Annotated in this window: 20 protein-coding genes; 15 read left to right on the top strand and 5 right to left on the bottom strand. The window is 65.5% G+C overall.

The features are described from left to right. Positions 1-82 precede the first annotated feature (82 nt). Positions 83-1420, bottom strand: coding sequence for a S41 family peptidase (locus WI560_RS14395; RefSeq protein ID WP_375308511.1), 1338 nt, complete (start codon positions 1418-1420; stop codon positions 83-85). Between the two features lie 318 nt (positions 1421-1738). Here WI560_RS14395 and WI560_RS14390 point away from each other — a divergent pair, with 318 nt between their 5' ends. From WI560_RS14390 to WI560_RS14360, 7 genes are all read left to right on the top strand, one after another. Continuing rightward, complete coding sequence (locus WI560_RS14390; RefSeq protein WP_375308510.1) at positions 1739-2872, top strand: alpha-hydroxy acid oxidase; 1134 nt, start codon at positions 1739-1741, stop codon at positions 2870-2872. A 39-nt stretch (positions 2873-2911) separates the two neighbouring features. Continuing rightward, positions 2912-3535, top strand: coding sequence for an HAD family hydrolase (locus tag WI560_RS14385; RefSeq protein ID WP_375308509.1), 624 nt, complete (start codon positions 2912-2914; stop codon positions 3533-3535). A gap of 164 nt (positions 3536-3699) precedes the next feature. Next, a complete protein-coding gene (locus WI560_RS14380; RefSeq protein ID WP_375308842.1) occupies positions 3700-3906 on the top strand; it encodes a hypothetical protein in 207 nt (68 codons plus the stop codon). A 208-nt stretch (positions 3907-4114) separates the two neighbouring features. Next, positions 4115-5326 carry a gephyrin-like molybdotransferase Glp gene (gene glp, locus WI560_RS14375; protein ID WP_375308508.1) on the top strand — a complete coding sequence of 404 codons (1212 nt, stop codon included), beginning with the start codon at positions 4115-4117 and terminating at the stop codon, positions 5324-5326. Between the two features lie 175 nt (positions 5327-5501). After that, positions 5502-6203: a transcriptional repressor LexA gene (gene lexA, locus WI560_RS14370; RefSeq protein ID WP_375308507.1), complete on the top strand. Its 702-nt coding sequence runs from the start codon at positions 5502-5504 to the stop codon at positions 6201-6203. Positions 6204-6360: 157 nt separating this feature from the next. Further along, complete coding sequence (locus WI560_RS14365; RefSeq protein WP_375308506.1) at positions 6361-6507, top strand: hypothetical protein; 147 nt, start codon at positions 6361-6363, stop codon at positions 6505-6507. 87 nt (positions 6508-6594) lie between these two features. Further along, positions 6595-7029, top strand: coding sequence for a hypothetical protein (locus tag WI560_RS14360; protein WP_375308505.1), 435 nt, complete (start codon positions 6595-6597; stop codon positions 7027-7029). A 7-nt stretch (positions 7030-7036) separates the two neighbouring features. Here WI560_RS14360 and WI560_RS14355 read toward each other — a convergent pair whose 3' ends face one another. The 4 genes from WI560_RS14355 to WI560_RS14340 form a co-directional block, all read right to left on the bottom strand. Then, a complete protein-coding gene (locus tag WI560_RS14355) occupies positions 7037-9313 on the bottom strand; it encodes a ComEC/Rec2 family competence protein (RefSeq protein ID WP_375308504.1) in 2277 nt (758 codons plus the stop codon). A 96-nt stretch (positions 9314-9409) separates the two neighbouring features. After that, positions 9410-9643, bottom strand: coding sequence for a DUF2171 domain-containing protein (locus WI560_RS14350; RefSeq protein ID WP_375308503.1), 234 nt, complete (start codon positions 9641-9643; stop codon positions 9410-9412). A gap of 198 nt (positions 9644-9841) precedes the next feature. Beyond that, a complete protein-coding gene (locus WI560_RS14345) occupies positions 9842-10228 on the bottom strand; it encodes a nuclear transport factor 2 family protein (protein ID WP_375308502.1) in 387 nt (128 codons plus the stop codon). A gap of 9 nt (positions 10229-10237) precedes the next feature. Beyond that, on the bottom strand, positions 10238-11914 hold the full coding sequence (locus WI560_RS14340) for a glutamine--tRNA ligase/YqeY domain fusion protein (RefSeq protein ID WP_375308501.1): 1677 nt from the start codon (positions 11912-11914) through the stop codon (positions 10238-10240). A 154-nt stretch (positions 11915-12068) separates the two neighbouring features. Here WI560_RS14340 and gltX point away from each other — a divergent pair, with 154 nt between their 5' ends. The 8 genes from gltX (at position 12069) to WI560_RS14300 (ending at position 21409) form a co-directional block, all read left to right on the top strand. Next, on the top strand, positions 12069-13493 hold the full coding sequence (gene gltX / locus WI560_RS14335; protein WP_375308500.1) for a glutamate--tRNA ligase: 1425 nt from the start codon (positions 12069-12071) through the stop codon (positions 13491-13493). A gap of 146 nt (positions 13494-13639) precedes the next feature. After that, entirely contained in the window at positions 13640-14944 is a 1305-nt protein-coding gene (gene gltA, locus WI560_RS14330; protein ID WP_028136129.1) for a citrate synthase, read from the top strand. A gap of 287 nt (positions 14945-15231) precedes the next feature. Beyond that, the gene (locus tag WI560_RS14325; protein WP_375308841.1) at positions 15232-16404 is read left to right on the top strand and encodes an ROK family transcriptional regulator; all 1173 of its coding nucleotides are present in this window, start codon (positions 15232-15234) and stop codon (positions 16402-16404) included. Positions 16405-16468: 64 nt separating this feature from the next. Next, positions 16469-17755: an ABC transporter substrate-binding protein gene (locus WI560_RS14320; RefSeq protein WP_375308499.1), complete on the top strand. Its 1287-nt coding sequence runs from the start codon at positions 16469-16471 to the stop codon at positions 17753-17755. Continuing rightward, positions 17752-18675, top strand: coding sequence for a carbohydrate ABC transporter permease (locus WI560_RS14315; RefSeq protein ID WP_257179972.1), 924 nt, complete (start codon positions 17752-17754; stop codon positions 18673-18675). The genes WI560_RS14320 and WI560_RS14315 overlap by 4 nt, the downstream gene beginning before the upstream one ends. Then, entirely contained in the window at positions 18668-19525 is an 858-nt protein-coding gene (locus WI560_RS14310) for a carbohydrate ABC transporter permease (protein ID WP_257179973.1), read from the top strand. Before WI560_RS14315 ends, WI560_RS14310 begins: the two co-directional genes overlap by 8 nt. 10 nt (positions 19526-19535) lie before the next feature. Next, entirely contained in the window at positions 19536-20645 is a 1110-nt protein-coding gene (locus WI560_RS14305; protein WP_375308498.1) for an ABC transporter ATP-binding protein, read from the top strand. Next, entirely contained in the window at positions 20642-21409 is a 768-nt protein-coding gene (locus WI560_RS14300) for an SDR family NAD(P)-dependent oxidoreductase (RefSeq protein ID WP_375308497.1), read from the top strand. Before WI560_RS14305 ends, WI560_RS14300 begins: the two co-directional genes overlap by 4 nt. Positions 21410-21563: the final 154 nt, after the last annotated feature.

The raw sequence follows: 21563 nt of genomic DNA, 5'->3' as shown, positions 1-21563 counted from the left end.
CGATCACCGAGATCGCCCCAAACGAAAACGCCCGGACGTGCGGATGCACTCCCGGGCGATTTCGTTTGTCGCTTCACAAGGACTAGTTCGGCACCGCGCCCTTCGATGCCCGTTTCGCCGCAACGGCGTTCGCCGTGACGCCGTGCAGGAAGTCGTAGGCCGCGTGCAGCGCCTTGTCGTCCTTCTCTTCCGGCGGAACGTAAGACTGTGACCCCGTCTGCTCGCCACCCTCGCCGGCCGACAGATGTCCGCGCATCTGGGACTCCGCCATGGTGTCCATGCGGCCCTTCAGCTCCGGCGGCACGTCCTGCAGGATCTCGATGTCGGGGGCGATGCCCTGGGCCTGGATCGAGCGGCCCGACGGCGTGTAATAGCGCGCCGTGGTCAGCGCCAGCGCGCCGTTGCCGGACCCGAGCGGAATGATGGTCTGCACCGAGCCCTTTCCGAACGAGCGCGTGCCGATGATCGTGGCGCGCTTGTGGTCATGCAGGGCGCCGGCCACGATCTCCGAGGCCGAGGCCGAGCCGCCATTGACCAAGACCACCAGCGGCTTGCCCTTGGTGAGGTCGCCGCCATGGGCGGTGAAGCGCTGCGTCTCCTCCGGACTGCGGCCACGGGTCGAAACGACCTCGCCGCGTTGCAGGAACGCGCTCGACACCGACACCGCCTGATCGAGCAGACCGCCCGGATTGTTGCGCAGGTCCACGACGTAGCCGGTGAGCTTCTCCGGCGACACCTGCTTGGAGATCGAGGCGATCGCCTTCTTCAGGCCGTCGGTGGTCTGCTCGTTGAACGAGGTGATGCGGATATAACCGATGTCGCCGTTCTCGACCCGGAAGCGCACCGGGCGCACATGGATGATCTCGCGCGTGATCGCCACTTCGAGCGGCGCGTCTGCGCCCTTGCGCAGGATGGTGAGCTTGGTCTTGGTGTCGACCGGGCCCTTCATCTTGTTGACGGCCTGCTCGAGCGTCATGCCCTGCACGGCCTCGCCGTCGATCTTGCTGATGAGGTCACCCGACATCAGGCCGGCCTTCGAGGCGGGCGTATCGTCGATCGGCGAGACCACCTTGACGAGGCCGTCCTCCATCGTGACCTCGATGCCGAGGCCGCCGAACTCGCCGGAGGTGGTCTCCTGCATCTCGGTCCAGGCCTTGGCATTCATGTAGCGCGAATGCGGATCGAGCGAGGTCACCATGCCGGTGATTGCGCCCTCGATCAGTTTGGCATTGTCGGGCTTCTCGACATAGCTCGCCTTCACGCGCTCGAACACCGTGCCGAACAAATTGAGCTGGGAATAGGCGTCGTCCGCGCTCGCCGCCGCCCGTGCCGCCCAGACACCGCCGTGCGGACTGGCCACAAGAAGGGTGAGACACGCTCCGGTGAGCGCGCCCAGAGGGAACAGCAGGGATTTCCGCATGGATGGGCTTGCCTTCTTGCTTTGGCGGTTCTTTGAGCTCGTCTCGTGAGACATGGGAGACGCCATGCAATTGGCGATCCAGCTCGCTTCTCACAATACCAATCTGGTTTCTTCAAGGCCGGGATACCACGCCGACGGGTACGCCGCAGAAATCGCTTCGCCCGGACCTAAACTTTTGGCAACGTTGCAGGACTGGCCTACCTGCAAGCGGAATCGTAGGCCGGTCCGCGCCTCGCAGCCATGCAAATCTAGGATAGTTTTGCAGGGCTGGACGGGTTAGGCGATGAGACAAGGGTTCAAATTCTCGGGAGGATAACAATGAACGAAGCACCCGGCATCCGGGCGGAACGGAACGTCGAACTCGGCGCCAGCGACGAGCCGTTCCAGAACCTGCACGAATTCATCCGGAAAGCGCGGGCCAACCTCAACCAGAACGCCTGGGACTACATCGTCGGCGCCGCCGAGACCGAGACCACGATGCGCCGCAACCGCATGGCGCTGGACGAGATCGCTTTTCGCCCCCGGGTGCTGCGCGACGTCCGCAAGGTGGATGGCTCGGTTCAGCAATTCGGCCGCAGGATGCGTCTTCCGGTGGTGCTCGCGCCCGTCGGTGCGCTCGAAATCTTCGATCCGGATGGTGCGGCGAGCGTCGCGCGCGGTGCCGGCAGCTTCGGTGCGGCGCACATGCTGAGCTCGGTGTCCGAGCCCGGCCTGGAGAAGACCGCCGAGGCGGCGCCCGACGCGCTCCGGCTCTACCAGCTCTATGTCCGCGGCGACGATGCTTTCGTCGCCGATGTCGTCAGCCGGAGCGAGAAGAACGGCTACGCCGCGTTCTGCCTGACCGTCGACACCGCCCATTACAGCCGTCGCGAACGTGACATCGCCAAGCGCTATGTTCGCGAAAGCCGCCTGCGCGCCACCGGTGGCGATTACCAGAAGGGTCTGGAGTGGCGGACCGTGAAGATGATCAAGGACAGGTACAAGATCCCGCTGATCCTGAAGGGCATCGCCACCGCCGAGGACGCCCTGATCGCGGTCGATCACGGCGTCGAATGGATCTACGTCTCCAACCATGGCGGCCGCCAGCTCGACCATGGCCGCGGTGCCATGCATGTGCTGCCCGAGATCGTCGAGGCCGTGAAGGGCCGCGCCAAGATCATGGTCGACGGCGGCATCTGTCGCGGCACCGACATCGTCAAGGCGATTGCGGCAGGCGCAGATCTCGTCGGCATCGGCCGGCTGCAATGCTGGGCGCTGGCGGCCTCAGGCGAAGCCGGCATCACGCGGATGCTGGAGCTGTTGGAGGACGAGGTGCTGCGCTGCCTCGGCCTGTTGGGTGCCACCTCGTTTGCCGAGATCGACAAATCCTGCCTGCATCCGGCGACCGCCACCAACGCGCCGAGCGTGTTCAGCGCGTTCCCGCTGTTCGACCACGAGCCTTATCGTTACTGACCTGCGGATTCCTGCCGACCCTGAGGTGAAAAGGACGCAATGACATCGCTCTCTCCCGGCAGCGCGGATGCGCTTCTGTTCGATCTCGGGCGCGTGGTGCTCGACATCGACTTCTCCAAGGCGATCGCCTGCTGGGCGGGGCACGCCGGCTGCCAGCCCGAAAGCATCGTCGCGCGCTATGTGCGCGACGAGGCCTACCGGCTGCACGAGGTCGGCAAGATCAGCGACGCGGACTATTTCGCCTCGTTACGCGCTTCACTGGGCATCGGCATCTCGGACGCCCAGTTCCTGGAGGGCTGGAACGCGATCTTCGCCGGCGAGATGCCTGAGATCGCCGAGCTGTTGCCGCGTGCGGCAAAGCAGATGCCGCTCTACGCCTTCTCCAACACCAATCGGCCGCATGTTGATTATTTCTCGAAGGAATATGCCGATCTGCTCGGCCATTTCCGCGAGTTGTACCTGTCATCCAGCATCGGCCTGCGCAAACCGGACGCAGACGCTTTCGACCATGTCGTCGCGGCGATCGGCGTGCCGGCCGAGCGCATCGTGTTCTTCGACGATCTCGAAGAGAACATCGAGGGCGCGCGGGCGCGCGGATTGACGGCGGTGCACGTGACATCGCCGCGCGACGTCGGGAACGCATTGAAGGCGTTGGGCATTTGATCCCGGCCCCTGATCAGAAGGAGCCCACTGCAAACCGCGTCCGGAACTAAACAAAATCTGTGGAACCCGCCCCCTTTGTGCATTTTTATACAGAGTTCCCGGAACGGAATACCACCCTTCGGACTCATGAGTCCGTTGGGACTTCTACATTGGGACTGATCGACGTGCTGGGCAAAACCTACCTCACCAAGCAAGCCTCTCTGTTGCTTGAGTTCGCCAGAACCACCTCGGATTCCGAGCTTTCCGCCAAGCTGATCAGCAAGGCTGCGGACCTGAAATCGCAGGCCGATCCGCTCCCCGACAAGGACCAAGGCCCCAAACCTCCCGACGTCGCATGGGACATCAGCCCGGACGATCCCACGGCACCTTGAACACATGAGCGGGGCGCGCTGGCCAGCTCAGTGTTGGCCAGGGTCATGCCGGCCGTTTCGCCTTTAGAATCACGTGTGCGAACTTGCACTTGCTCGATCTCGGAGAGCACGCAGGATAGATCATCCTGCGTGCTGCTTTGCCTCGCGTCTGCAGTCAGCTAGAACTCTCGCCGCCCCATTGAACGATGTGCGAGCAGGAGTTTCGCCCGTGGCCCTGATGCCGGTTTCCGACGCCCTTGCTGCGGTGCTGGCAGGTGCAGAGCCGCTGCCTGAACAGATGGTTTCGCTCGACGAGGCCTATCACCGCGTGCTCGCGCATGACGTCGCGGCGCGCCGCACGCAGCCGCCGCAGGCGATGTCGGCGATGGACGGCTACGCCGTGCGCGCGGCCGATGCGGCAACGGTCGATTCCCGGCTGACGGTGATCGGCGAGATCGCAGCCGGCCGTCCTTTCACGAGAGCGGTTGGCGCCGGCGAAGCCGTGCGGATCTTCACCGGCGGCGTCATCCCGGACGGAGCGGACGCGGTCGTGATCCAGGAGGACACTGTCGCGGACGGCAACAGCGTCACCATCAAGGAAGCCGCGATCGCCGGACGGCACGTCCGCCCGGCCGGCGTCGATTTCCGCGAGGGTGACGTGCTCCTGCGCAAGGGAACCCGCCTGACGGAGCGCGATCTCGCGCTTGCAGCGGCGATGAATCATCCCGACCTCGCGGTATGCAGCCGTCCCAAGGTTGCGATCCTCGCCACCGGCGACGAGCTGGTGAGGCCGGGCACCACGCCCGGGCACGGCCAGATCGTCTATTCCAACGGCTACGCCCTGCACGCGCTCGCCCGCAGCGAGGGCGCCGAGACCATCGACCTCGGTGTCGCCGCCGACACGCTGCAGGCCACCTCCGCCGGTATCCGCCGCGCCCGCGAGTGCGGTGCTGACATCCTGATCACGACCGGCGGCGCATCGGTCGGCGACCATGATCTGGTCCAGCAGGCGCTGCGGGGCGAAGGCATCTCGATGGCGTTCTGGAAGATCGCGATCCGGCCCGGCAAGCCGATGATGCACGGACGGCTCGGAGCGATGCGCGTGATCGGCCTGCCCGGCAATCCCGTGTCGTCCTACGTGTGCGCATTCCTGTTCATGGTGCCGTTGATTCGCGCCTTGTCGGGCCGTTCAGTGATTCATCATCGCCGCGAGCGCGCCGTGCTGGGCAAGGATCTCGGCGCCAACGACCAGCGCGAGGATTATCTGCGCGCGCGCCTGGAACTGCGCGACGATGGTGCGCAAGTCGCCGTTCCCGTCAGCCATCAGGATTCCTCTCTGCTTGCGAATCTTGCTGCGGCACAGGTACTTCTCGTGCGCGCACCGTTCGCGCCGAAGGCCGAGGCGGGCAGCCCTTGCGAGGTGCTGCGTCTCCCCGTCTGAGTGCACGGCCACACGCATTCCGCGAGATCGCCGCCGTTCACGGTAAATTAAGCAGTTGCGGAACATGTATCGAACATATAGTGTCCGTTCATGATTTGTTTCGAGCATGTAGCGACTTATCGCTGAACTCATCGTCTCGGAATCGAACGACATCAACCGGGGGACTTTGGTCGAGATGTTAACTCGCAAACAATACGAGCTTCTGAGGTTCATCAGCGAACGTTTGAAGGAAAGCGGTGTGCCGCCCTCCTTCGACGAGATGAAGGATGCGCTCGACCTGCGCTCGAAGTCGGGCATCCACCGCCTGATCACCGCGCTCGAGGAGCGTGGCTTCATCCGCCGCCTGCCCAACCGCGCACGCGCCATCGAAGTGATCAAGCTGCCCGAGCTCCAGGCTGCCGCCGGCGCCCGGCGCGGCTTCACGCCGAGCGTCATCGAGGGCAATCTCGGCAAGGTTCGCACGAGCTCCAGCCCCTCCATGGACGAGGGTGAGCGGCCGGTGGCGGTGCCCGTGATGGGCCGTATCGCGGCCGGCACGCCGATCGAGGCGTTGCAGACCCGCAGCCACACCATCAGCGTGCCGCCCGACATGCTCGGCTCGGGCGAGCACTACGCGCTCGAAGTGCGCGGCGATTCCATGGTGGAAGCCGGCATCCTCGACGGCGACATGGCGCTGATCCAGCGCAACGAGAGCGCCGATACCGGCGACATCGTGGTGGCGCTGATCGACGACGAGGAGGCCACGCTCAAGCGCTTCCGCCGCCGCGGCGCCTCGATCGCACTCGAGCCGGCCAATGCCGCTTATGAGGTGCGCATCCTGCCGCCGAACCGCGTGAAGATTCAGGGCAAGCTGATCGGGCTTTACCGGAAGTACTGATACCGAGCATCAAGCGCCGGGCGCGCTTCGGCAATCGCATTTGAATTTTGCAGAGGTCGTCATGCCCGGGCTTGTCCCGGGCATCCACGTTCATTGTGCTGCGTGGAAGGCGTGGATGGCCGGGACAAGCCCGGCCATGACGCTGTGGAGGCGGCTGGTGACCATCGCCACACGCGATAGCCCTGCGCGTGCCGGCAGCGCCGATACGCCGGCCAAATGCAAGGATGCGATGTTTGTTCCTATCGAATCCGGGAAAGATAATGTGATCGCGCGCTGCGGACGCGAGCCGCAGATTTGCCCATAACCAAGCAGAGCGTTGCAGGCTTCCACTCTGATTGAGGCCTGCGCCTCGACGAGACGCGGGTCGCTATCTTCGCATGAGGAGCACCCGATGTGTGACTACAGCCTGCATGCCGTCGCAACGCGTCCCGCCGAAGTCGGCGAGACGATCGTCACGACAACCTTCCGCGGCACCTCGACGCGCGGCTTCGCCTCCGAAGCCGATCTCTCCGTTGCGGTCTGCCTGCTGCCGGGGACGGAGCTCGCCTTCGCCGACAACGTCCGTTACGACAACCGCTGGATCTGGACGCGCACCGTCAACTCCCGCGTCGGCAAGTTCGGCAAGATCGATCCGCACATTCCCGATCGCCATCACGACGCGATCGAATTTCCTGACGGCAAATACGTGCTGGTGACTCAGCTGGTCGAAGGCCAGCGCGCAACCGTGCTGCAGCTGCCGGTGACGCAGCCGGTCGGCGAGCGCGAGCACAAGCCTGAGATCATCGCCGACAGTCGGCCGCCGGTCACGCGCCTGCCGATCGGCTGATCAAAGCTCAGTCCTCGGCCTGAAGATCGGCCTCCGACGGCGTTGCGTCGCGGACGCGCGGAGCCGCCTTCGGCATGAGGGCTCCTTCGAAATCGCCCTCGCCGGCGACTGCCGGCGACCAGGGGCGGTTTGCACCTCTCGCCTTGACCGCCTCAACCGCAAATCCGTCGCCATGCCGTGTCAACGCCAGCGCGCCCTGGCGAGCGAGCCGCTGCCGATCCACCACCATCGCCGCGCAATCGGGCGGCGCGGGCCGCGACGTCACCACCAGCGCGGCGCGGCTGCAATCGTCCGCCAGCGCTTCGATGCGCGAGGCCAGCGCGACCAGGCGTCCATCGGCGAGCGGCGTCACGCAGCCGGCCTCGTCGCACGACACTCCCTCGGCCAACGTGCTGCTGGCGGCATCGCGCGGATCGGCGTCGGCCGCCAGCCATTCCTTCAGCAGGAAACTGTCCTTGCCCGCCCTGATCAGGTGCAGACGCCCGTCCCCGCCCCGCACCGCGACGCTGGCGCCGTCCCCGGCAATCAGGACATCAGGCTGCCGTGCCGATAGGCCCCAGGCGATGGACGCCAGCAGCACCACGGCACCGCACCAGCGCAAGGGCGTGCGCAACAGACCCATCAGGATGATGCCGAGGCTCGCGGCGATCAGCGGCGCGATGCCGAACGCCGGGATGCGGCCGACCGCGCCCGGCAATGCCGCGACCCAGCGCGAGACCGCGACCATCCAGTCGATGCCCAGGCCCATCAGCCACCAGAACACGCCATCGAGCCCGAACGGCGCTGCGAGCAATCCCAACAGCCCCGCTGGCATCACCAGCACTGAGACCACCGGCATCGCCCCGAGATTAGCGAGCACGCCATAGGGCGTGACGCGATGGAAGTGGAAGGCGGCATAGGGCGTGGTCGCAAGCCCCGCGATCAGCGAGGCCAGGAACAACATCGCGATCTCGCGGCCGCCCCACAGCGCGACGCGTGCGGTCGCCGAATGATCGGGCGCGGCCAGCAGGTTCGGCATGCCGATCTGCACCAGCGCCACCAGACCGAGCGTTGCCGCAAACGACATCTGGAAGCTCGGATGCACCAGTGCCTCCGGCGCGACCGCGAGCACGATCAGCGCCGCCACCGCCAGCGTGCGGAAGGTGATGGCGCGGCGGTCGACCATCACCGCGATCAGCACCACCGCCGTCATGAAGAACGATCGCTGCGTTGCGACCTCGGCACCCGAGAGCAGCAGATAGAACGCGGCGGCCACCAAAGCTGCGGCCGCCGACCATTTCTTGATGGCGAACCCGACGGTGAGGCCCGGGATCAACGCCAGCAGCGCGCGCACCGCGAAGAAAACGACGCCCGCGACCACCGCCATGTGATAGCCGGAGATGGAGAGAACGTGCCCGAGCCCCGAGATGAACATCGCGTCGTTGACGGGCGCGGAGATCGCATCGCGCCGCCCGGTGAGCAGCGCGGTCGCGATCGCGCGGTTGTCGCCCTCGAGCGTCGCGCGGATGCGCGCGTCGATCGCATCGCGCAGGCCTTGCATGAAGGCGGCGTAGCGCAGCCGCAGGCCGCCGGCGTCCGGCGGGGTCGAAGCCGTGATCGCGCCCATCACGAAGCCGGAGGCGCCGATGCCCTGAAAGAACATATCCCGCGAGAAGTCGTAGCTACCCGGGCGCACCGGCGAGAGCGGCGGCATCAGCCGCGCTTTCAACTGAACGAAGCTGCCGACCTCGGGCGCGGTGCCCTTGCGCACCGACAGGCGGACGCGATCGAGCCTGACGTCGCTGCGCTGCGCCTCCATGGCGGTGACGCGCAGCACGAAGCGGTCGGTGCGCTCGCGGATGTCGCGCGTCTCGACGAAGCCCGACAGCGACACGGAATAGAGCGGCTTGGCCAGCACGGTATGGGTGACGCGCGCCGTCTTCCAGGTCGCCCCGGCAAAGCCGGAAGCGACCGCCGCGATCATGAGAGCGGGCGCGAACAGCCGGCTCCGCCGCAGCAGGATCGCGCCGAGCAGCAGTGCGGCCGCCATCGTCGCGACAACCCACAGCACCGGCTCATGATCGGCGGCAAAATAGAGCGCGATGCCGCCGCCAAAGGCGACCGGCACCCACGGCAGCAGGCGTCCGGGACCGGCCTCGGCGCGGGCCCATCCGCGAAGCGTTTCGACAATCGTGGGCCAGATGCCGAAACCCGCCGGCACAAGGCCGCCGGCGGGTGCGGCGCGGCCGACCGGCCACGTCCCGGCAATCCCCTGGGCGCGTACTGGCCGGCCCTGCTCCGCCATTCCCCTGCACCTTACGCGACGCGACTGGCACTGAAGCTACCGGAACGTGCGGCCGGGCGAATAGCGGTACAGATCAGGAACGCGAGAAGGCGCCCCCTACTTTTCCTCTTCCATCGTCACGGCCACCGACGCCTTGGCCGACAGCCGCACCTTGTTGCCCTCGACATCGGCGACGAGGCCCTTGTCGATGAAATGATGGTGGCCCTTGTGGCTGCCCTCGCCGCTGTCCTTCTTGGTCAGCTTGATGCGGTTGCCTTCGACCTTGTCGACCGTGCCGACATGTACGCCGTCGGCGCCGATGACTTCCATATGCTCTGCGATGTTACGCATGGTGGGTTCCTTGTTGAACCCACGCCAACGCAGACGAGGCACGTTCGTTCTCTCTCGGCAATGACGATGCCGTGTGTTTCGCGACGAAAGATGGTGGGCGCGGCGCGCTGCGCCTTTACCCAACCTACGGTACTATAGTCGTCATTCCGGGGCGCGACGAAGTCGCGAGCCCGTAATGACGAAACCGATGGAGCCGCGTCAGATCAGCGGCGCCTGCGACGAGGCGTGGTGATTGACGATCTTCCAGTCGCCGTCCTCGCGGATGATGACCCAGCTCATCTTGACGACCAGATCGTCCCGCTCGCCGGCGAGATCGAACGCGATGGTCGCGGCCATGTTGATCAGGTCCGGGCCGGCCTGCGCTGCGTTCACGTCGGAGAACATGGCGCGCGGCTGGCGCCAGCGCGGCAGGCCGTTGAAATAGTCGGCGACGCCGTCCCTGCCCCGATAGAGCTTCGGATTCGAGCCGAAGAAGAATGCGTTCTTCGCATAGAGCGACGACAGCGCCGCTGCATCGAGCGTCGCGAAGCCGGCGCACCATTTCGCGATGATGGCTGAAGCGATGGCGTCGGCTTCGTTGCTCATCGTGGTCCCTCAGCCCTTCGCCACTTCCTTCGCGAACGTGTCGCGCAGGCCGATGGTGCGCGAGAACACCGGCTTGCCGGGCGTCGAGTCCTTGTCGCGCACGAAATAGCCCTGGCGCTCGAACTGCATCGGCTCGGTCGCATTGCTGTCCGCAACGGAAGCCTCGACCCGCGCATCGGCGAGGATCTCCAGCGAGTTCGGATTGAGATCGGCCGCGAAGTTCGAGGCATCCGGGCTGGGACTAGCGAACAGCTGGTTGTAGATGCGGATTTCCGCAGGCTTCGACGTCGCGGCCGGTAGCCAGTGCATGGTCGCCTTGACCTTGCGGCCGTCGGGCGCGTTGCCGCCCTTGGTCGCGGGATCGTAGCTGCAGCGCAGCTCCACCACCTCGCCCTTGTCGTTCTTGATCACGCCGGTGCACTTGACGAAATAGGCGTAGCGCAGCCGCACCTCGTTGCCCGGCGACAGGCGGAAGAACTTCTTCGGCGGGTTCTCCATGAAGTCGTCCTGCTCGATATAGAGCTCGCGGCCGAACGTGATCTTCCGCGTGCCTGCGCTGGGATCATCCGGGTGATTGATCGCCTCGAGCTCCTCGGTCTGTCCTTCCGGGTAGTTCTCGATCACGACCTTGAGCGGCCTCAAGACCGCCATGCGGCGCTGCGCGGTGCGGTTCAGCTCCTCGCGAATGCAGAACTCCAGCATGCCGACATCGACGACGCTGTTGGCCTTGGCAACGCCGATGCGCTTGACGAACTCGCGCAAGGCCGCCGGCGGCACGCCGCGGCGGCGCATCCCGGCCATGGTCGGCATGCGCGGATCGTCCCAGCCCGCGACATGGCCGTCGCGGACGAGCTGCGTCAGCACGCGCTTGGACAGGAGCGTGTAGGTGAGGTTCAGGCGCGCGAACTCGTACTGATGCGGCTTGGACGGCACCGGCAGCTTCTCGATGAACCAATCGTAGAGCGGCCGGTGGTCCTCGAACTCCAGCGTGCAGATCGAGTGCGTGATGCCTTCGATCGCGTCCGACTGGCCGTGCGCATAATCGTAGCTCGGATAGATGCTCCACTTCGTGCCGGTGCGCGGATGGTGCGCGTGCAGGATGCGGTACAGCACGGGATCGCGCAGGTTGATGTTGCCGGCGGCCATGTCGATCTTGGCCCGCAGCACGCGCGCGCCGTTCGGAAATTCGCCGGCCTTCATGCGCCGGAACAGGTCGAGGTTCTCCTCCACGCTGCGGTCACGGAACGGCGAGTTCTTGCCGGGCTCGGTCAGCGTGCCGCGGGAGACGCGGATCTCCTCCTGGGTCTGGTCGTCGACATAAGCGAGCCCGTCGCGGATCAGCTGCTCGGCCCATTCGTACAGGCGGTCGAAATAGTCGGAGGCGAAGAACAGGTTCTTGCCCCAGTCGAAGCCGAGCCAGCGCACGTCGGCCTGGATGGAATCGATGTATTCCTGCTCTTCCTTGACCGGATTGGTGTCGTCGAAGCGCAGGTGGCAGCGGCCCGGAAACTCCTGGGCGATGCCGAAGTTGAGTGCGATCGACTTGGCGTGGCCGATATGCAGGTAGCCGTTCGGCTCCGGCGGGAACCGGGTCACGATTTCCCTGTACTTGCCCTGATCGAGGTCGGCCTGGATGATGTCACGAATGAAATCGCGCCCAACCTCAGCTGCCACCGGTTCTGTCATTACGAAAATCCTGTCGGGAAATCAGCGGTCCTTCTGCCAAATTCGGGAGGCCGAGCCAAGAGCTTAAGCAGGGCCGGCAGGTCCGCCGTCGGGCTTTAGTTATGCGCCGGTCCTGCTATACACCACCGCTTCCGATGCATAGGCCCTGCCAAGAATGACCGATTCCGTCGTCACCCGCTTCGCCCCCTCGCCGACCGGCTTCCTCCATATCGGCGGCGCCCGCACGGCGCTGTTCAACTGGCTCTATGCGAAGAAGCACGGCGGCAAGATGCTGCTGCGGATCGAGGACACCGACCGCGAGCGCTCCACCGAAGCCGCGATCGGCGCCATTCTCGACGGTCTCAAATGGCTCGAGCTCGGCTGGGACGGCGAGGTCATCTACCAGTTCGCCCGCGCCGCGCGTCACCGCGAGGTCGCCGAGCAGCTGCTCGCCGACGGCAAGGCCTACCGCTGCTACGCCAGTGCCGAGGAGCTCGCCGCGATGCGCGAGAAGGCCCGCGCCGAGGGCCGCACCCGCCTCTATGACGGCATGTGGCGCGACCGCGATCCCGCGAGCGCCCCTGGCGACGTCAAGCCGACCATCCGCTTGCGCGCGCCGCAGACCGGCGAGACCGTGATCGAAGATCAGGTTCAGGGCCGCGTGGTCTGGCAAAACGAGAACCTCGACGACCTCGTCCTGCTGCGCGGCGACGGCAACCCGACCTACATGCTCGCCGTGGTGGTCGACGACCACGACATGGGCGTCACCCATGTGATCCGCGGCGACGACCATCTGATCAACGCCGCGCGCCAGAAGCAGATCTACGATGCGATGGGCTGGGGGCTGCCGAGCATGTCCCACATCCCGCTGATCCACGGTCCGGACGGCTCGAAGCTGTCGAAGCGCCACGGCGCGCTCGGGGTCGATGCCTACCGCGCCATGGGATATCTGCCGGCGGCGCTGCGCAATTACCTCGTCCGGCTCGGCTGGAGCCATGGCGACCAGGAGATCTTCTCGACCGAGGAGATGATCGCCGCGTTCGACCTCGCCAATGTCGGCCGCGCCGCCGCCCGCTTCGATTTCGCCAAGCTGGAAAACCTCAACGGCCACTATATCCGCCACGCCGACGATCAATCGCTCGTGAAGATGTTCGAGGACGTGCTCGACCACGTGCCGGGTCGGGCCGAGCTTAAGGCCAAGTTAAACGACACCACGCGCGCGCAGCTCGCGAAGGCCATGCCGGCCCTGAAGGAGCGCGCCAAGACGTTGATCGAGCTGATCGACGGCGCCTATTTCATCTTCGCCGACCGGCCGCTGGAGCTCGATCCCAAGGCGCAAGCCCTGCTCACGCCGGAAAACCGCAAGCTGATCGGCCAGCTCCATGCGGCGCTGGAGCAGGTCGAGACGTGGAGCGGGACCAGCACCGAAGCCGCGCTGCGCGCCTTTGCCGAGGAAAATAGTCTCAAGCTCGGCGCGGTCGCCCAGCCCTTGCGGGCGGCGCTGACGGGACGGACGACGTCGCCTGGCATATTTGAGGTTTTGGACGTCCTGGGACGCCACGAAAGCCTTGGCCGGCTTAAGGATCAGTCTACGACGTAAGTCGACCATGCGTGCGGCGATCTTGCAGCGCACATAGCAATAATATACCCATCTGCCCCGTACCTTCTGGAACATCCGGCCCGCCCCCAGGACCTGCCTCGGGGGCTCCGGCTCCGGCCCGTTTCACCATACATCGGGGACCTCTGATGGACGCAAAACCAAGCCCAAAGACCGCTACGCTGACGGTCGGAAACAAGAATTACGATCTCCCGATCCACAGCGGCAGCGTCGGGCCTGATGTCATCGATATCGGCAAGCTCTACGGCCAGTCCGGCCTGTTCACCTACGATCCCGGCTTCACCTCCACCGCGAGCTGCCAGTCCAAGATCACCTATATCGACGGCGATGCGGGCGTGCTGGAATACCGTGGCTATCCGATCGAGCAGCTCGCCGAGAACGGTGACTTCCTCGAGACCTGCTATCTCCTGCTCTACGGGAACCTGCCGACCGCCGCGCAGAAGAAGGATTTCGACGACCGCGTGATCCATCACACGATGGTGCACGAGCAGATGGCCCGCTTCTTCCAGGGCTTCCGCCGCGACGCTCATCCGATGGCGATCATGGTGGCCGCAGTCGGGGCGCTCGCCGCGTTCTATCACGACAGCACCGACATCAACGATCCGAAGCAGCGCATGATCGCATCCATGCGCATGATCGCGAAGATCCCGACCCTGGCGGCGATGGCCTACAAGTACACGATCGGCCAGCCCTTCGTGTACCCGAAGAACTCGCTGAAGTTCGCCGAGAACTTCCTGCACATGTGCTTCGCCGTGCCGTGCGAGGACTACAAGATCAACCCGGTGCTCGCCGACGCGCTGGACAAGATCTTCATCCTGCACGCCGACCACGAGCAGAACGCCTCGACCTCGACGGTCCGCATCGCCGGCTCGTCCGGGGCCAACCCGTTCGCCTGCATCGCCGCCGGCATCGCCTGCCTCTGGGGCCCGGCGCATGGCGGCGCCAACGAAGCCGCGCTCGCGATGCTCGCCGAGATCGGCACCGTGGACAAGATTCCCGAATTCATCGCCAAGGTGAAGGACAAGAACTCCGAAGTCCGCCTGATGGGTTTCGGTCACCGCGTCTACAAGAACTACGATCCGCGCGCCAAGCTCATGCAGAAGATGTGTCACGCCGTGCTCAAGGAGACCGGCCATGGCGACGATCCGATGCTGAAGGTGGCGATGGAGCTCGAGAAGATCGCGCTGAGCGACCAGTACTTCATCGACCGCAAGCTCTACCCGAACGTCGACTTCTATTCGGGCATCACGCTGAAGGCGATGGGCTTCCCGGTCTCGATGTTCACCGTGCTGTTCGCGGTCGCCCGCACCGTCGGCTGGATCAGCCAGTGGAGCGAGATGATCGAGGACCCGCAGCAGAAGATCGGCCGCCCCCGTCAGCTCTACACCGGCGTCACCAAGCGCGACTACGTCGCGATGAAGGATCGCAAGTAAGTCCTGAGTAATACGGCTATCGAAACGGCGCCATCGCAAGATGGCGCCGTTTTCGTTTGCGCAGGGGCCGTAGGGTGGGCAAAGGCGCGTAGCGCCGTGCCCACCATCTCCACGTGATAGCCAACAAGTCGTGGGCACGCTTCGCTTGGCCCACCCTACGAGACCCGTACCGCTCATCTTGCTGCCGCGCACAACAACAAGTCCATGGACATGGCGGCAGGCGGCTTGACAGCCGAGCTGCCACGCGCGCATTCTTACACTAAGTAAGAATGACGACAGGGACGGAAATGCCGGAGCAGCCGAGAAGTCGGCGGCAGACGCGCGCTGCCATTTTGACCCATCTGCTTCAGTCGGGCGGCTCGTTCCGTCCGCCGCTGGCCAAGGCCGTGCGCCTGTCGGAAGCGAGCCTGTCGCGCATCCTGTTCGACCTGAAGGCCGAAGGCCTGATCGAGGAGGTGCGGCGCCCTGCCCCTTACGTCGGCGGCCCGACCGGCCTCGTGTCGCTCGACGGCTCGGTCGCCCTCGCAGCCTTCGAGCTGACCGCGCAGCATCTCAGCGTCGGCGTCGGCGGCCTGTCGGGCGAACTGCACTACGCCGAGCGCGTGAAGCTGCCGAAGACGCCGACCGCCGAGACCGTCGGCCAGGCATTTCGCGAAGCCATGACATTGCTGCGCGACTGGATGCGGCGCCGCCGCATCACCCTCGCCCAGATCGGCGTCTCCATTCCAGGCCTCGGCCGTCTCAGCATCTCGGCCAATCCGATCATTCCCTGCGATGTCGCGCGCCTCGGCGAGATGTTCGACGAGACGTTCGCCGGCGTGCCGCTCGAGATCACCAATTCGGTGGTCGCCCACGCCACCTTTCACCGCTGCCGCACCCAGAATTATCCCTTCAGCGACACGCATCTGTTCGTGCTCGTCAGCCACGGCGTTGCCGGCGCCTGGATGGATGATCCGGCGAAGGCCGAGGCGCTGCAACCGATCGAGCTCGGCCACATGGTGTTCGAGCCTGAAGGGCCGCGCTGCCGCTGCGGACATCATGGCTGCGTCGAGGCCTATGCGTCGATTCCGGCCCTGGCCGAGCTTCTCGGCGTTGCCGAAGCCGAGTTGCTTCGACTCGGCAACGAATGGGTGAACACGATTCCGATCTCATCGCGCGTGCGGCAGGAGCTGCGCCGGCGGCTGTTCCGGCTCGGCCTTGCGATCGGCAACACGCTGAACGTGAAACCGTGCGGCGGCGTTGCGATCAGCGGCTGGCCGTCGCTTCTCGCCGCAGACGATCGCAACGCCGTGGTCGAAGGGATCGATGCCTGCCTGCTGGGGGGACGCAAATTGGCGCAGGTGTCCATCGCCTTCGTGCCGCCGTCGACCGGCAACGATCCGCAGGCCGCGCTCGCCTTCGCCGCCTTTTGTCTCGCCAGCCGTGGCGGCATGCCCGCGGCCTCGACGGAGGCGGCCTGACATGCGCTGAAGCAAAATCTGAACGTCCTACACGCGCCGAAACTTCACACCGGGAGGAACTGCCATGCCGATCACCACAACAAGGCGCCGTCTGCTCGCTGGCTCCGTCGCTACGCTCGCAATGCCGGCCTTTGCCCGCGCGCAAGGCGCGGTCAAGCCGCGCCTGACCGCGATCTCGCAATGGTCCGCGGGCAGCGACGGCGCGGCCATCACCGCGCTCGGCAAGAAGTTCGAGGAGAAGGGCGGCGTTTGGCAGCATTCGCCCGTGCCCGGCTTCACCACCGAGATGATGAACAAGCTGCGCGCTCAGATCATGGCTGGCGATCCGCCGGCCTGCTCGCAGCTCAAGGGTCCCGAGATTGCGGCCTGGTCGAAGATCGCCCCGACCGTCGATCTCGACGCCGTCGTCGCCGCCGCCGGTTACGAGAAGGTCGTCGCGCCGGACCTTGCGAAATTGCACAAGCCCGGCGGCAAATGGATCGCATTGCCGCTGCAGATCTACAGCACCAACATGCTGTTCCTGTCCAAGCGCGCCATGGACAAGGCCAAGGCCGACAAGGTCCCGGTCACCTGGGCGGACTTCAACGACCTCGCTGAAAAGATGAAGGCGGGCGGCGTCGCCCATCCGATCGCCAACGGCGGGACCCGCCCGGATGACGGGCAGAAATTCGAGGCCGCCCTGGCCGGCATCAGTCCGCTCGCCTACCGCGCCGCCATCATGAATCTCGAGAAGAAGGCTCTGGAAGGTCCCGAGATCAAGGCTGCGTTCGCGCAGGTGCGCAAGATCGCCGATTGGATGGACCCCAATGTCGGCGCCCAGCACTTCTCGACCAATCTGAAACGCTTCATCGACGGCGACATGGGCATGATGATCATGGGCGGCTGGGCCCAGGGCGTGTTGCGCAACGCCGGCTTCAAGCTCGAGGACTTCATGATTGCGCCAGGTCCCAGCGACAACAGCAAGCCGGTCTTCCTGCTGAATGCCGACGCCTTCATCTTCTGGCAGCGCAAGGAGGCAGACCTTCAGGCCGGCCAGACGCTGATGGCCCAGCTCGTCATGGATCCGGCGATCCAGACCATGTATTCGCAGATCACCGGATCGATCCCCGTGCGCACCGACGTCGATCTGTCCGGCGAAGGCTGGTCGGAGGGTCAACGCACCACCGCAAAGGCCCTGAAGGACGCCATCGCCAGCAATCAGGCCGTCCTCAGCATGGCGCACAACATGGCGCAGGAAAACGGCATGACCGCAGCCATGATCGACGTGATCACCGAGTACGTGAAGAACAGGACGATCAAGCCCGAGCAGGCGGCGACCCGCCTCGCCGAGGCCGTCGAGGGCGCACGTTGAGCAATGCCGCGGCGATAAGACCGGGCCGGCCGGCGCTTCCTGAATGGGTGCGCCGGCTGCCGGAATACCTGATGATCTGGGTGCCGCTGCTGCTCTCCGCGGCACACCTCGTCTCGTTCTCGCTGTGGACGATCTGGATCTCGTTCACGCCCTCCACGCTGATCCCGGTCTCGGGCTGGGTGGGGTTGCGCAACTACACGGCCGTCCTGGCATCGCGGAACTGGCAGATCGCCTTCGACAATCTGCTGCTGTTCGGCATTGCGTTCGTGGTCTTGAGTGCGGCGACCGGCCTCGTTCTTGCGATCCTGCTTGATCAGCGCATTCGCGGCGAGAACGTGCTGCGATCCATCTTCCTCTATCCCCTCGCCGTGTCGTTCGTGGTCACCGGCACGGTCTGGAGCTGGCTGCTCAATCCCGGCCTCGGCATTCAGAAGTTGGTCCACGATCTCGGCTGGACCTCGTTCAAGTTCGACTGGCTGATCGACCGCGACATGGCGATCTGGACCATCGTCGTCGCCGCGATCTGGCAATCTTCCGGATTTGCCATGGCCCTGTTTCTTGCCGGCCTTCGCTCGGTCGATGCCGACATCATCAAGGCCGCGCAGATCGACGGCGCCGGACCGGTCCGGATCTACCGGCGCATCATCCTGCCGTCGCTTTGGCCGATCACCATCACCGTCGTCGTGATCCAGCTGCAGTTCGCGATCTCGACCTTCGACCTCGTCCGCGCCCTCACCAATGGCGGGCCGGGAATTGCGACCCAGCTGCCCGCTTTGGTCGTCTATGACCTCATGTTCCAGCGCAGCCTGCTCGGCCGCGGCGCCGCGGCGGCAGTGCTGATGCTGCTCATCCTTCTCGCGGTGCTCGTGCCCTACGCGGCATGGCGATATCTCCAGCGACGGCGGGCCGTTCATGCGTGAGCGCAGCTTTACCCCGAGCCGGATCTTGATCTATCTCGTCGTTTCACTGATCGCCGCGGCCTGGCTCGCGCCGCTGGTGGTCGTCGTTCTGAACTCGCTGCGGACCAACGAGGAGATCGCTCAGGGTTCGATGATCGGCTGGCCGCAACATCTGGCCTGGAGCAACTACGCCGCCGCCTGGAGCGGCTTCTGCGTGGCCGAGACCTGCTCCGGCATCCGTCCCTACATGCTGAACTCCGCGCTGGTCACGATCCCCGCGACGATCTTCTCGACCTTGCTCGGCGCCATCGCCGGCTACGCGGTGTCGCTCTGGCGCTTTCGCGGCGACAACTGGATCTACGGGATCGTGACCCTCGGCCTTTTCCTGCCCCAGCAGATGCGCCTGCTTCCCTGGACCATCGTGCTGCGCGACATCGGTCTGATCAACACACTGGCCGGCCTCGTGCTGATCCACACCATCCAGGGGCTCTCCTTCACCACGCTGTTCTGCCGCAACTACTACGTCGCCATCCCCCATGAATTGATCAGGGCGGCGCGGATCGACGGCGCCGGCTTCTTCCGCATCTTCTGGCGCATCATCCTGCCGCTCTCGGGGCCGATCCTGATCGTCACGGTGATCTGGCAGTTCACGCATATCTGGAACGAGTTCCTCTATGGCGTGACGTTCACGACCGGCCAGCAGCAGCCGGTCACGGCGGCTCTCATCGCGCTCTCCGCCGCGGTCGCCGACATCCCGCAGCATGGCGTGCAGAGCGCGGCGGTGATCATCGCCGCGCTGCCGACGCTGTTGATCTACCTCCTCGGCGGCAAGTACTTCGTCCGCGGCCTGACTGCCGGGGCCGTGAAATGATGGAGTCGTCATGGCAGCACTGAGCATTCGCGCCCTGTCCAAGCGCTACGCCAATCTGGAGGTGCTGAAGGACATCGCGCTCGACATCGAGAGCGGCGAATTCACCGTGCTGGTCGGACCGTCCGGCTGCGGCAAGTCCACGCTGCTCAACATCGTCGCCGGGCTCGACCGTCCGAGCGCGGGGACGATCGAGATCGGCGGACGCGTCGTCAACGACGTCCCGCCCAAGGACCGCGACATCGCCATGGTGTTCCAGTCCTACGCGCTCTACCCGTCGATGACGGTGCGGCAGAACATCACCTTCGGGATGGAATGCCGTCACGTGCCCAAGGCCGAGCAGGACGCGGCGGTCGCCAATGTCGCAAAGCTGCTTCAGATCGAGACGCTGCTCGGCCGCAAGCCGTCGCAGCTCTCCGGCGGCCAGCGCCAGCGCGTCGCGATGGGGCGCGCGCTGGTCCGGGATCCCCTGCTCTTCCTGTTCGACGAGCCGCTCTCCAATCTCGACGCCAAGCTGCGCGTGGAGATGCGGATGGAGATCAAGCGCCTGCACCAGCGCATCGGCGCCACCATCGTCTATGTCACCCACGACCAGATCGAGGCCATGACGATGGCGACGCGGATCGCCGTGATGCATCAGGGCTGCGTGCAGCAGTTCGCCGACCCCGATACCGTGTACCGCTATCCCGCCAATCTGTTCGTCGCGCGCTTCATGGGCTCGCCCCCGATGAACACGCTGCCGGCACGGCTCGAAGCCGAAAATGACGGGCTGGTGGTCGTGATCGGCGCGGGCCGGCCGGACCAGATCCGCCTCCGCCTGAGCGGCTATGACGGCGCAGCTTCCTTTGTCGGACGCGACGTGGTGTTCGGCATCAGACCGGAATGCATCGCCGAGGGCAGCCGCGTGTTTTCGAACGATGCGCCCGTCCTCGTCGAGGCGCCGGTGGACATGGTCGAGCCGACCGGCGCCGAGACGATGGTGTCGCTGCGGCTCGGCGGCGAGCCGGCGATGGCGCGCATCTCGCCCGATATCCGGCCCGCGCCGGGCACGTCCGCCTCTTTCGCGCTCGACACCCGCCGCATTTGCCTGTTCGACCCCAAGACGGAGCGACTGATCGTATGACCAAGACGAGCTATGCCGGCCTCGCCGACCGCGTGGTGCTGATCACCGGCGGTGCCAGCGGCATCGGTGCCGCCTTCGTGCGCGCCTTCGCCGCCCAGCGCGCCCGGGTCGCGTTCCTCGATATCGATGCAGCGGCCGGCAAGGTGCTGGCCGCCGAGGTCGCAGCCGCAAGCGGCACCGCGCCGCTGTTCCTGCCCTGCGATCTCCTGGACATCGAGGCCTTGCGCGCCGCCATGGCCGAGGTCCGGCGATCCCTTGGCGAGGCCGCGGTGCTCGTCAACAACGCCGCCAACGACCAGCGCCAGGTGCTGGCTGAGGTGACGCCCGCCGAGTTCGACTGGATGATCGGCGTCAATTTCAAGCACGTCTTCTTTGCGGCGCAAGCGGTGGTGCCGCAGATGCAGGCGCGCGGCGGCGGCTCCATCATCAACATGTCGTCGATCGCTTGGATGCGCGGTGCGCCGGCGCTGCCGGTCTACGCCGGGGCCAAGGCAGCGATCGTCGGCTTCACCAACTCGCTGGCCCGTTCGGTCGGCCCCGACCGCATCCGCGTCAACGCGATCGCACCCGGCATGGTCGTGACCGAGCGGCAGCGCCGGCTGTGGTATCCGGACGAGAAGGTCATCGCCGAGATCCGCTCGCGCCAGGCCGTTCCGGATGCGGTCACGCCCGAGGACATCGCCAACATGGCGCTGTTCCTCGCCTCCGACGACAGCCAGCGCATCACCGGCCAGTGTTTTCGGGTGGATGCGGGCCTTGCGTAAGCGTGTGCTCATAAAATCGTTCGGGTTCGTCTTGCTCTCCGCGTCAGGCGCCAAGCAGCGCGAACGCATGTCGCTCACCGCTCAATTGGCGCCCTGAGCGCGGCCCACCTGATCCAAGACGTGACGCTCGACAATAGTGATGGACTAGGAAACC

Origin of the sequence: Bradyrhizobium sp. A11 (assembly GCF_042077125.1) — a bacterium.
GTDB classification, from domain to species: Bacteria; Pseudomonadota; Alphaproteobacteria; order Rhizobiales; family Xanthobacteraceae; genus Bradyrhizobium; species Bradyrhizobium japonicum_B.
Note: the sequence above shows the minus strand (reverse complement) of the source record. Positions and strands in the feature narration are given on the sequence as shown.